12 protein-coding genes and 2 pseudogenes are annotated in these 12,798 nt (G+C 33.1%); 13 read left to right on the plus strand and 1 reads right to left on the minus strand.

The window, feature by feature from the left end:
• Positions 1–284 precede the first annotated feature (284 nt).
• From CJ192_RS01270 to ureC, 7 genes are read left to right on the plus strand one after another with little or no spacing between them, the layout of a single operon-like run.
• Positions 285–809 carry an urease accessory protein UreE gene (locus CJ192_RS01270; RefSeq protein ID WP_004816607.1) on the plus strand — a complete coding sequence of 175 codons (525 nt, stop codon included), beginning with the start codon at positions 285–287 and terminating at the stop codon, positions 807–809.
• Complete coding sequence (locus CJ192_RS01275; RefSeq protein WP_102197471.1) at positions 802–1,506, plus strand: urease accessory protein UreF; 705 nt, start codon at positions 802–804, stop codon at positions 1,504–1,506. The genes CJ192_RS01270 and CJ192_RS01275 overlap by 8 nt, the downstream gene beginning before the upstream one ends.
• Before the next feature lie 8 nt (positions 1,507–1,514).
• Complete coding sequence (gene ureG, locus CJ192_RS01280; protein WP_004816716.1) at positions 1,515–2,126, plus strand: urease accessory protein UreG; 612 nt, start codon at positions 1,515–1,517, stop codon at positions 2,124–2,126.
• Positions 2,126–2,941 carry an urease accessory protein UreD gene (locus CJ192_RS01285; protein WP_102197472.1) on the plus strand — a complete coding sequence of 272 codons (816 nt, stop codon included), beginning with the start codon at positions 2,126–2,128 and terminating at the stop codon, positions 2,939–2,941. The genes ureG and CJ192_RS01285 overlap by 1 nt, the downstream gene beginning before the upstream one ends.
• Positions 2,932–3,234, plus strand: a complete 303-nt coding sequence (gene ureA, locus CJ192_RS01290; protein WP_004816472.1) for an urease subunit gamma — start codon at positions 2,932–2,934, stop codon at positions 3,232–3,234. The genes CJ192_RS01285 and ureA overlap by 10 nt, the downstream gene beginning before the upstream one ends.
• A gap of 9 nt (positions 3,235–3,243) precedes the next feature.
• Positions 3,244–3,627 carry an urease subunit beta gene (ureB, locus tag CJ192_RS01295; protein ID WP_004816630.1) on the plus strand — a complete coding sequence of 128 codons (384 nt, stop codon included), beginning with the start codon at positions 3,244–3,246 and terminating at the stop codon, positions 3,625–3,627.
• Positions 3,628–5,349: an urease subunit alpha gene (ureC, locus tag CJ192_RS01300; protein WP_040397499.1), complete on the plus strand. Its 1,722-nt coding sequence runs from the start codon at positions 3,628–3,630 to the stop codon at positions 5,347–5,349.
• Between the two features lie 561 nt (positions 5,350–5,910).
• On the opposite strand, the pseudogene CJ192_RS01305 reads toward ureC, so the two are convergent.
• A pseudogene (locus tag CJ192_RS01305) lies at positions 5,911–6,892 on the minus strand (helix-turn-helix domain-containing protein).
• Between the two features lie 160 nt (positions 6,893–7,052).
• Between CJ192_RS01305 and CJ192_RS01310 the strand changes: the two are divergent.
• The 6 genes and pseudogenes from CJ192_RS01310 (at position 7,053) to CJ192_RS01335 (ending at position 12,770) form a co-directional block, all read left to right on the plus strand.
• Positions 7,053–8,807 (plus strand): ABC transporter ATP-binding protein, encoded by a 1,755-nt coding sequence (locus CJ192_RS01310; RefSeq protein WP_102197473.1) that lies wholly within the window; start codon positions 7,053–7,055, stop codon positions 8,805–8,807.
• Complete coding sequence (locus CJ192_RS01315) at positions 8,791–10,512, plus strand: ABC transporter ATP-binding protein (protein ID WP_102197474.1); 1,722 nt, start codon at positions 8,791–8,793, stop codon at positions 10,510–10,512. Before CJ192_RS01310 ends, CJ192_RS01315 begins: the two co-directional genes overlap by 17 nt.
• A 112-nt stretch (positions 10,513–10,624) precedes the next feature.
• Positions 10,625–10,717, plus strand: a pseudogene (locus CJ192_RS01320) (energy-coupling factor transporter transmembrane component T family protein); the annotation flags it as partial.
• Between the two features lie 25 nt (positions 10,718–10,742).
• Positions 10,743–11,096 carry a hypothetical protein gene (locus CJ192_RS01325; RefSeq protein ID WP_244897262.1) on the plus strand — a complete coding sequence of 118 codons (354 nt, stop codon included), beginning with the start codon at positions 10,743–10,745 and terminating at the stop codon, positions 11,094–11,096.
• Positions 11,097–11,257: 161 nt separating this feature from the next.
• Entirely contained in the window at positions 11,258–11,908 is a 651-nt protein-coding gene (locus CJ192_RS01330; protein ID WP_102197475.1) for a response regulator transcription factor, read from the plus strand.
• Between the two features lies 1 nt (position 11,909).
• Entirely contained in the window at positions 11,910–12,770 is an 861-nt protein-coding gene (locus CJ192_RS01335) for a sensor histidine kinase (RefSeq protein WP_102197476.1), read from the plus strand.
• Positions 12,771–12,798: the final 28 nt, after the last annotated feature.

Raw genomic sequence — 12,798 nt, forward strand, 5'->3', positions numbered from 1 at the left:
GTTATCGTTAAAAGGTTTAATGATTGGCGGTTGTAAGCTGGCTCGGTGCGCTTTTTGAGCGTATTTTGGATGTATGGGGGAAGATATCAATGCTCTAGGGTCGAGTGCACAGGATGTTAACGTTAAAATGTCCACCCACTTTGCACCCACCTAGTTAAGTGGGAATTTTACTAAGCTTGTCTTCAAAAAGTATAATAAAGAAAATTACACTTAATAAAATGCAAAATCATTGTTTTTTTTGTTTTAAGGGGTACTATTAAGTTTGTAAAAAAGGGGTGAATAAAGTGATAATAGAAAAAATTATTGGAAATGTTTTTGATATAAATGAAGAAAATTTAATAATCAACTGGCTTAATATGCCTTACGACCATGCCCACAAGAAAATTCAAAGATTTGAATATGAGGGTCTGGATTTGGGTCTAAAGCTTTCTGAAGAAGATAGACAAAGAGGTCTAAAGCATGGAGATATAATTTATCGAGAAGCTAATGTAATTTATGCTATCAATATCGAAGAGCTAGAATGCTTAAAGCTCTCCATAGATGATGCTAAGTTCTTTGTTAACTTGGCATATATTATTGGCAATCGTCATGCAAAATTATACTGGTCAGAAGATGGCGAATCTTTAATTACACCATATGAGAAGACCCTTGAAGATATGCTAAAGACTGTAGAAGGGATAAAGATTGATAAGGTCATGGCTAAATTATTGCCAAAAAACAACTTGATGGCAATTCTACCTCAAGGTCAAGTAGTAGATCACCATAGTCACCATCACGACCACAATCATGACCACCATCACCATGAATAGAAAAAAATATGAAGAAGAGCTCATCCTCCTTCAATTAAATGATAGTCAATTTCCTATAGGTTCTTATTCTCATTCTTATGGACTCGAAAATTATATCCTAAAGAATTTGATTAAAGATTCGAAAGACATAAAAAAATATTTAATTAACTATTTAAAAACTAGCTTCTATTATAATGACCTTTTAGCTGTATATCTAGCTTACAATTATTTTATAGAAGGAAAAAAAGATGAGCTTTTAGATTTAAATATAAGATTACAGGCTCAAAAAAGCCAAAAAGAGTTAAGGGAAGCTTCAGAGAAGTTAGGCTCAAGACTTATATCGACAGTTCATAAGATGGACATAGCTATGTCAGAACAATACTATGACTACCTAGATTATCATAAGAAAAATGACATTATCATCCATCATTCAGTCGCCTATGCTCTAATTACAGCAAGTCTTGATATTGATTTGACCGCATCTCTTTTGAGTTTTGCTTTCAATATGGCACAGAATCTAGTTATTACAGCGGTTAAGACTATTCCTATCAGCCAGTTTGATGGGCAGAAAATCTTATATGAAATCTATGACTTGATAATAGATTTAGTTACAAAGATAGATAAATTGGATGAGGAGTATTATTTTACTTCATATCCAGGTGTAGAAGTTGCTTCAATGCAACATGAAGTATTATATTCAAGACTTTATATGTCTTAGGGAGGCTTATGGATTACGTAAAAATCGGTGTCGCAGGCCCTGTTGGCTGCGGAAAGACACATTTGATAGAAAAACTAGTAGAAGAATTCAAAAAAGATTACAAGGTAGCAGTAGTTACTAATGATATATATACAGAAGAAGATGCAAACTACCTAAAAGATCAGGGGATTCTTGAAAGAGATAGGATAAGAGGAGTAGAAACTGGAGGATGTCCTCATACAGCTATAAGAGATGATGTTTCTATGAACCTTGAAGCTTGTGAGGATTTAGTCAGAAATTTTAAGGATATAGAAATAATCTTTATCGAAAGTGGTGGAGATAATCTATCAGCAACCTTTAGTCCTGACCTTGCAGATGCCACCATCTTTGTAATAGATGTAGCTGCAGGTGGGGATATACCGCGAAAAGGAGGCCCAGGAATTTTAAGATCAGATCTTCTTATCATAAACAAAAAAGATTTAGCTCATTATGTTGGCGTTGACCTTGATGCTATGAGAAAGGATACCCTAGCCCAAAGAGGAGATCGTCCATTTATCTTTACTAATATCAAAAATGGCGATGGCCTAAATGAGGTCTATGACTGGATAAGAAAGCAAGTCTTATTAGAAGATTTAAAATAATGAAAAAAACATATGCAAGAGCAAGCAGATTATATTTAGAGTTTGAAAATAAGGATGACACAACAATCCTAAAAGATATTTACAATTCTCCACCATTCTTAGTCATGCACACCTTCAAATACGGCAACTTTACCAAGGCTATGATTATGAGCTCAAGCCCAGGTATCCTGGAAGGCGATAGGCAAGAAGAAAGATTTTATGCAAAAAAAAATAGCAAGGTCTTGCTTTCTTCTCAATCATATGAAAAAGTTTATAAGATGAACGAGGATTCTTTCGCAAGTCGTAGGGTCGAAATTCGTGGAGAAGAAAAATCTGACTTTATTTTTAAACTTTTACCCATGATTCTCTACAAGGATGCAGACTTTAGGGAGGAGATCAAGGTGGATTTAGAAAAAGATGCCAGGCTTATTTTTTCTAACTGTTTTGTATCTGGTAGAATTGGAAGGGGAGAAAGCTTTGAATTTAAAAGCTACAAGACTAATCTAGATATAAACCTTGATAGCAAACTTATCTATACCGAAAAAAACCTCATAAGGCCAAGAGAACAAAATATAAATGAACTTGGTTTGATGGAAGGCTATGACCACTTTTTGTCCATGGTTGCTATAAATTTTTCCAATGAAGATAACATTGGCGAAATCCGCAAAATAATTGAAAAGAATAGCCAAAAAAGAGGCCTAAAAGGTGGGGCAAGTTTAAGTTTTAGAAATGATATTCAAATTAGGATTTTGGGCAAGATGGGCCAGGATCTAATAGAATGTGAAAAAGAAATAATAGATTATTTAATTGAAAAAGGGGGAAGGATATGCATTTAGTACCAAAAGATATTGAACGCTTGATGATATTTACAGCTGGAGAAGTTGCCAGAAAGCGTAAAGAACGTGGACTTAAATTAAACTATCCTGAAGCAGTCGCTCTAATCAGTGCCGAGCTTTATGAAATGGCTCGTGATGGCAAGACTGTTTCAGATTTGATGCAAGAAGGCAGGAAGATTCTAACGAGGGATGATGTCATGGAAGGTGTCCCTGAAATGATTAAGGATGTACAAATAGAAGCCACATTTCCTGATGGAACCAAGCTTGTAACAGTTCATCAACCAATAGTGTAGGAGGCAAAAATGATTCCAGGTGAAATTTTTTATAAAGACGAAGATTTAATTTTAAATGAAGATTTCGAATCTATTGAAATAAAAGTAACAAATACTGGAGATAGGGCCGTACAAATCGGTTCTCATTTTCATTTTTTTGAAGTGAATAGATTTTTGAAATTCGATCGTAGCATGGCCTTTGGCAAAAAGCTAGACATTCCTGCAGGAAATGCTATTAGATTTGAACCAGGTCAAACCCATAGGGTTAGATTAGTAGATATCGGCGGAAATGGAAGGGTGATCGGCTTTAACGGACTCACAAATGGTGTAGCCCATGATATAAAAAAAGATGAAGCCATGAAAAACTTAGTTCAAAAAGGCTACGCTAATATTAATAGTGATGGAGAGGAATAGATGTCATTTAAAATCTCAAGAGAAAAATACGGGTCTATGTATGGGCCAACTACAGGCGATAAAGTTAGACTAGCAGATACAAATATTATAATAGAAATAGAAAAAGATTATGCAATTTATGGAGATGAATCAATCTTTGGTGGTGGTAAGACTGTAAGAGATGGTATGAACCAATCTTCAACTGCAAGCTATGCCTCAGGAACTTGCGATACAGTAATTACAAATGCGATTATCCTAGACTATACTGGTATCTACAAGGCAGATATAGGAATTAGGGATGGTATTATTACAGGAATAGGCAAGTCAGGTAACCCTGATATGAACGATAATGTCAACCCTGGTCTTGTAATAGGGGCAAGCACTGAGATAATCTCAGGCGAAAATAAAATCGTAACCGCTGGAGCAATTGACACCCATGTTCATTTTATATCAGCCGATCAAGCAAATACCGCTCTAGCAGGAGGAACTACTACCCTAATCGGAGGCGGAACAGGCCCTGCTGATGGAACAAATGCTACAACCTGTACTCCAGGCCCTAACCACCTAGAAGCTATGCTAAAATCAGTAGAAGGATATCCAGTAAATGTTGGACTATTAGGTAAGGGTAACTGCTCAAGCAAAGAGCCACTTTATGAACAAATAAAAGCAGGAGCTTGCGGACTAAAGATTCATGAAGACTGGGGAGCAACAAGAGCCGTTATAAATGCCAGCCTTGAAGTTGCTGATGAGTGCGATATAGCAGTTGCAATCCATACCGACACCCTTAACGAAGGCGGTACAATCGAAGATACCCTAGATGCCATAGGCGGAAGGGCTATACATTTCTTCCATACTGAAGGAGCAGGAGGAGGACATGCACCAGATCAAATAGTTGCAGCTGGCTTTAACAATGTCTTTCCAGCATCAACAAATCCAACTATGCCTTTTACCATAAATACATCAGATGAGCACTTGGATATGGTTATGGTTTGCCACAATCTTGACAAAACCATAGAAGAAGATGTAGCCTTTGCGGACTCAAGGATTAGACCGGAAACAATAGCTGCAGAAGATGTCCTCCAAGACATGGGAGTATTCTCAATAATGTCTTCAGACTCTCAAGCCATGGGTAGGATAGGAGAAGTTGTCATGAGAACATGGCAAACAGCATCAAAGATGAAGGACCAACGTGGAGCCCTTAAAGAAGATGAAGGAAATAATAACGATAACTTTAGGGCTAAAAGATATGTAGCCAAATATACTATAAATCCAGCCATAGCCCACGGAGTATCTGAATATATTGGTTCAATCGAAGTCGGTAAACGTGCAGATCTTGTTCTTTGGGAGCCAAAATTCTTTGGAGTTCGTCCAAAACAAATCCTAAAAAATGGTCTAATAATAATGGCACCATCAGGAGATCCTAACGCATCCATACCAACACCACAACCTGTTATATATAGAAGAATGTATGCAGCCGTTGGCGGAGGAATCGGAAACTCTTGCATGACCTTTGTTTCAAAAGCAGCCTATGAAGCAGGCATAAAAGAAAAACTAGACCTAAAAAGAATGGTACTACCTGTTCATAATTGTAGAAACATCGGCAAAAAAGACATGAAACTAAACTTAGAAACACCAAATATCAAGGTAGACCCAGAAACTTACGAAGTAACAATTGAAGAAAAGAAAATAACATGTGACCCAGTAGACAAAGTCGCTCTAGGTCAATTATACAATCTATTTTAAAATAAATATTAGAGCTTAACAAGAATCCCAAAATCCTTACTAGAGGTGTAAGGGTCTTAGGGTTCTCCCTAACAAGGTTAAAATTAATGGAGCATTCCGTAAAGGTCTGCTCCATTAATTTTTTCGTAAGTGTCCGTACACTTACTGTGCTTGCTTCTTTTAAAGCTCCTTTCAAAGTTTATATATTTTTTCAAAAAATACCGTAATTATAATTTGGTTATTTTTTATTGTTAGAATTGATTACATAAGAAATGGAGGAATAATATATGGAAATTATGCTTGAAACAAGAAATTTAACAAAGAAAATCAAATAACAAATGATACTTGAAAATGTATCAATTAAAGGATAAAATGTCTATATTAATGCAAATAAAAAGTCATAATACAGACGATAAAACTAAATCAAACAAAAAATACCATAGCAAAGGTGCAGAGAGGTAAATATCGGCAGTCTTCGGACTGCCTTTATTTTTTTTTGATAATATTTTATCAAATTCATACACACCAACACAGATATCTATGTATATCTATTTAAACTAACACAAGAAATAAAAAAATAGTTTAATCACTGCAATCACATTCTAACTTGTGATCATTGCAAACTAAATTACGAACCTCACTTGGAAGTTTTCCTTTGTATCTTTTGTAATAAATGGAAAATTTGCTATGTGATGTGTATCCAACAGACTCAGCAATTTCTTTTATAGGCAGTTCAGTATTTAAGAGAAGAGTTTCAGCCACATTCATTCTTTTTCTTTGAGTGTATTCTGTAATGCTTTGACCATATTTTTCTTTGAACAAATTTTTTAATTTTGTTCCGCTCATTTTAGATATTTTTTCAAGGGTTTCTTGATTTACATTCATGGCGAAATGATCATCTAAGAATTTTGCTACATCTTCAAGTGCTTTATTATCGTCTGACTCAATTTTATATTTCCTTCTATTTAAGTAGGTATCAATTACTATACTTACCCATTCATTTGCTTTGGCTTTAAAGAAAAAATCCGCAGCAGGAGGGTCCATCTTGCAATTTAAAATTTCCATTGCTACTTTTTCTAAAGACTTTGTAAGTATTATTTGATAAAGCCCCATAAAATGATTCTGGATCAATATTAATGGATGATAGGTGCTTTTCCAAAAGTTCTCTTTTAAATCCAATAGAAACACAAAGATAATATGAATTCTCGTGTAATAAAAATAGGAAGTCATCTTTTATATTATCAAAATTAAGAGTGCATAAGGAGTTTGCGGTCAAAGTTTGATAAGGACTAAACTTTTCTCCATTTGCGCTGACAATGTAGCTTGAATAAATTGAAACATAGTCTGCCATACTATAAGTGTTATTTTGAACTACTTCCTCTCTGATATAAAAATCATGTATATCGATAATGAAGACGTCTCCTTCATAAAACCAATATAGGCCTTCTCCATAAGTAGAATCCTCTTTTTTCCAACAAAAAGTGTGTCCTGCACTTGAATACTTCTTATTATTCTTACATTCATCTACTTTCATATAATCTTTTACAAAATCAAAATAAGTCATACTACACCTATCCCTTTTAGACAATATTCCAATTAGCCTTATTAATTTAAAACTATTGTATTAGCAATTATAACCGATGTATAATAAAAATACAATGATAGTTATTATCAAGTAAGCGAATTTATATCTAAAAGGGATATCAAAGAAAGGAGATGTCAATATGAAGATTTACAAAAAACTATTTGCTTATGTACAGGATAAAAAATATCTTGGCTTTTTAGCTATAGTTTTTTCTGCTATATCTGCTGTACTTACAGTATATGGATATTATTTAATCTACAAATTTTTAGATAAGTTAATAATTAATTCAAATTTATCTGGTGCAGAAAGCATAGCATTAAAATCTGTTATTACACTAACAAGTGGGGCGATATTTTATTTTGTTTCAGGAACATTTTCACACATTTTGGGATTTAGGCTTGAAACAAATTTGAGGAAAAGGGGAATCGATGGTCTGGAAAAAGCTAGTTTTAGGTTCTTCGACCTAAATCCATCTGGTCAAATAAGAAAGATTATAGATGACAATGCAGCACAGACTCATCAGGTGGTAGCGCATATGATACCCGATAGTTCTCAGGCAATAGTTACACCTATACTTGTACTTGTGCTAGGCTTTATAGTAAGCATAAGAGTTGGTATCACCTTGCTTGCTCTTACAATAATTGGAGGCTTAATTTTAGGGGCAATGATGGGTGAGCAAGAATTTATGATCATATACCAAGAAGCCCTATCAAAACTAAGTGCTGAAACTGTTGAATACGTTAGAGGGATGCAAGTTGTAAAAATATTTAGAGCAAATGTAGAGTCCTTTAAAAGTTTTTACAAGGCTATAAAAGATTACTCTAAGTATGCTTATAATTATTCCCTATCTTGTAAAAAGCCTTATGTTTTGTACCAATGGTTATTTTTTGGTCTGATTGCAATTTTAATTATTCCTATAGTTTATTTTATGACTAGCTTAGGCAGTGCAAAGGTGATTTTACTTGAGCTTATCATGATTTTATTTTTATCGGGAGTTCTCTTTGTTTCATTTATGAGAATGATGTGGTACTCCATGTACATTTCTCAAGGAAATTATGCAGTAGATACCTTAGAGGAACTTTACGAAGATATGCAAAAAGACAAATTAGTCCATGGTGATGTAAATAATTTTAAAAACTACAATATAGAATTTGAGAATGTTAGCTTTGCTTATAACGATAAAGCTGTCATTGAAAATTTATCCTTTAAATTAGAAGAGGGAAAGTCCTATGCACTTGTCGGTTCATCTGGATCAGGTAAATCAACAGTAGCAAAACTTATATCAGGTTTTTACAATGTTAATGAAGGAAGGATTAAGATAGGCGGGATTCCAATAAGTAAATATTCTGACGAAGCTTTAATTAAAGCTATATCCTTTGTTTTTCAAGATTCGAAATTATTTAAAATAAGTATTTATGACAATGTAGCTTTAGCCAATAAAGAAGCAAGCAAAGATGAGGTTATGAGAGCCTTAAAATTAGCTGGATGCGATTTGATATTAGAAAAATTCCCAGAAAGAGAAAATACAGTCATAGGCTCAAAAGGGGTTTATTTATCTGGTGGAGAAAAACAAAGGATTGCAATTGCTAGAGCAATTTTAAAGGATTCCAAAATTATTATTATGGATGAGGCATCTGCTTCTATTGACCCAGATAACGAGTTTGAATTACAAAAAGCTTTCAAAAATCTTATGAAAGATAAAACGGTCATTATGATTGCACACAGGCTATCTACAATTAAAGACCTTGATGAAATTCTTGTCATGGATGGTGGAAAAATTATAGAAAGAGGCTCTGACAGAGAGTTAATGTCAAAAGATACAAGGTATAAAAGGTTGCAAGAGATGTTTAACAGTGCAAATGAATGGAGGGTTTCAAATGAAGGAGTTTTATAAAAAAAGATTTGCTCTTACAGATAAGGGAGCGAGAAATTTATCTAAAACAACACTGGCTTCATTTTTCGTTTATTGTATAAACATGCTTCCTGCCATATTATTAATGATTTTTGCTCAGGAAGTTTTGGAAAATATGAGTAGAAGCAAGGACTTTTATATATTATTCTCAGCCTTGACCTTGATAGCAATGTATATTTTGCTTTCTATCGAATACGATAAATTATATAGGGCAACCTATCAAGAAAGTGCAGATTTAAGAATAAGAACAGCAGAAAATTTATCAAAACTACCTCTCTCATACTTTTCTAAACATGATATTTCAGACCTAGCACAAACAATTATGGCTGACATTGAAGGCATAGAGCATGCAATGAGCCACTCGATACCAAAAGTAGGCGGCATGGCACTCTTCTTCCCACTAATATCTGTAATGATGCTAGTTGGCAATGTCAAGATGGGTTTAGCTGTAATTATTCCAACGATTTTGAGCTTTATATTTATACCACTATCTAAAAAACATTCAGTTAAGGGGGAGAAAGAATATTATAAGGTCTTAAGAGAAAACTCAGAAAGCTTTCAAGAAAATATTGAGATGCAAATGGAGATCAAAGCCTATGGCTTAGCAGAGGAAATGAAAGAAATCCTATATGAAAAAATGGATAAAAGTGAAAAAGTGCACTTAAAGGCAGAAATTGCAAACATCTTAATTATGTCCATATCTTCAATTTTTAGCTTTATATCCCTTGCTGTTGTAATATTTGTTGGCGTAAATCTAATTATTAATAAAGAAATAAGCGCTCTCTACCTTGTAGGATATTTACTAGCGGCTATGAAGATAAAAGACTCTTTAGATGCATCTAAAGAGGGCATGATGGAGATATTTTATTTAACACCAAAAATTGAAAGATTAAAAGAAATTCAAAATCAAGAATTACAAGAAGGCGAAGACTATAATCTACAAAAATTTGATATTGACCTAAAAGATGTTGAATTTGCTTATAATAAAGACGCAAAAGTTTTAAATGGCCTAAGCTTTAAAGCAAAGCAGGGTGAGGTTACTGCTTTGGTAGGAGCAAGCGGCTGCGGTAAAACAACTATCTTGAAACTCATATCAAGACTTTATGATTATGACGAGGGACAAATCTTAATTGAAGGCAAAGATATAAAAGAAATATCAACAGAATCTCTTTTTGACAAGGTTTCAATAGTTTTTCAAGATGTGGTTCTTTTTAATCAAAGCGTTATGGAAAATATTAGAATCGGAAATCAAAATGCAAGTGACGAAGAAGTTAAAAGAGCAGCAAAACTTGCAAACTGCACAGATTTTATAGAAAAAATGGATAAGGGTTTCGATACAGTTATTGGTGAGAACGGTGCTGAGCTATCAGGAGGAGAAAGACAGAGATTATCAATAGCCAGAGCCTTCTTAAAAGATGCACCAATCTTGATTTTAGATGAGATAGCAGCAAGCCTTGATGTTGACAACGAGAAAAAAATTCAAGAGTCTTTAAATAATTTGATTAAAGATAAGACGGTTGTAATCATTTCACACAGGATGAAATCCATAGAAAATGCTGACAAGATAGTAGTTCTTGAAAATGGAAGAGTAGAAAGCCAAGGAAACCGTGAAGAGCTTTTACAAAAATCAAAAGTTTACAAGAATTTAATAGAAAAGACAAAAATGGCAGAAGAATTTATTTATTAGGAACAATAATTGGAGCATATATAGGCAAGGCTCTATTCAAGAAACACTTTGAAAACGCAGGCTTTGCATAATGCCTACTTTTTCTTAGAATGTTCCGTTTAATCCAAATACTATCAGATTGATATTAGTTGTATTCATAAAAGGCTTAACAGTTATGCATAATATAAATATCCGTTTTAAGCTAGAAATTGTTTGTTTTATTGGTTTTCAAGCTTGCCTTGGATACGACTATGACCCTACAACAAAAAGAAGAATTACTTGATGAAAAGAAAACCCTAGAGCCAACAATAAAAGATGAAAACTCTATTAAGGAAAGACTAAAGCAATTTAAAAAGATCTTAGAGAATAGAGAAATTATAGAGGAATTTAACAGAACAGTTCATCCATATGACTTAACATTCTATTTCAAAACAGGAGTTAAAGATAGTCAAGATTCTAATGATTTCAAAGATAGAAGAAAAAATGCTAAAGAGAATGACATTAATAAATTGTGCTCCTACAAGAATGACGAGGATAAAAAATCATGTTCCCAAGCAAAAACAATGCATGTTGAATCAGTTTCTCTTCTTGAGAAAATAAAATAAATATTTAAAGCAAACAGATCCTTGAAGGGTCTGTTTTTAATATAAGTGATAATGGTATAGTATAAGTGTAATTATTGGTTATTAGCATCAAATTGCTTATAGACAAATGATACAGAACAAATTAATTTAATAGATTTAAGTTGATAAATGAGAGGGTTAAAATGAAGAGTGTTTTGATTATAGAGGATAACAAAGAAATTGCTTTACAAATGGAAAAGTATTTGCTTAATAATGGTTATGAAGTAGAGCTTGCATCATCTTTTTACGAAGCAAGCTATAAGATGAATGTATATGTGGATGTGGCACTACTTGATATAAATCTACCAGATAAAGAAGGTCAACATTTGATAGAAAAATTAAAAGATAAGGACATAAGAGTAATTGTAACAACAGTTAAAAACGATGAAGATTTTATAATTGCTGCCCTAGATCAAGGAGCAGACGACTATTTAACTAAGCCATTTTCCCTTGCAATATTAAGGGCTAGAATCGATGCGGTTTTAAGGACAATCCCTCTAAGTCAAGACAAAATAATTACTTACAAGGATATCAAAATAGATTTTAATGATTCAAAAGTTTATTTTAAAGCTAATCAAATAGACCTAACTCCACTTGAATATGAAATATTACTGTTATTTATCAAAAATCCCCACAGGGTTTTCACAAGAAGCCAACTTTTAGAAATGTTTTGGGAAGATAGGGATAAGTTTGTAAATGACAATACTCTCACATCAACTATTAAGAGAATAAGAGAAAAACTTGATAAAGAAGTAATTACTACTGTCAGAGGAATCGGATATAGGATGGATTGAGATGCTATATATATTTTGGATAATAAGTCTTTTACTTCTTTATTATTTTTTGGAAAAAAGAAAGAAAAATAGAATAAATGAGCTTATAGATCTGATAGAAAAAATGAAGAATCAAGACTATAAAATTCCTATGAAGCAAGATGATTTTTCGATTTTAGAAGATAAGATTTACAAACTTTTTATAGAAATAGTCGAAGCAAAAGAGACAAGTACTAGAAATAGTGAAAAGCAAATCGAATACCTAGAAGATATCGCCCATCAAATCAAAATTCCCATTACATCTATGCTTTTTTCCATAGAAAATTTGGAGATGGACTTTCCAGATAATAGAGATATAGAGATTTTAAAAAGGCAAACAATCAGATTAAATTCTCTATCAGATATTTTACTTAAACTATCAAGCCTTGATGCAAACAAAGATCTTATGAAAAAAGATGAAATTCGTTTGGATGAATTAGTGGATTATGCTTTAGATAGTTTGAATTTAAAGAAATCTACTAATGTAGAAATAAAGAAGAGTTTAAAGGAAAATAGCATCATTGGGGATTTTTATTGGCTGACAGAAGCTATCATTAATATTATAAAGAATGCTGATAATAGACCGACTTGTGACAAAATTGTGCTTTCATCATACAAAAACCCCCTATATACAAGCTTAATCATTGAAGACAATGGCGGAGGAATAGAAAAAGGAAATATTAAAAAAATCTTTAAGCGCTTTTATAAAACCCCCGATTCAAATGGCTTTGGAATAGGTCTTGCTATGGCGAAGACAATTGTCGAAAAAAACAAGGGAGAAATTTCTGTTTCAAATAATGGTGGTGGAGCAAGATTTGAAATTAAATTTTACAATGTCACCTAAAAATCACTTTACTTTTATATACTTACCT

Source organism: Anaerococcus hydrogenalis, assembly GCF_002871895.1.
In the GTDB taxonomy this organism is placed as follows: Bacteria; Bacillota; Clostridia; order Tissierellales; family Peptoniphilaceae; genus Anaerococcus; species Anaerococcus hydrogenalis.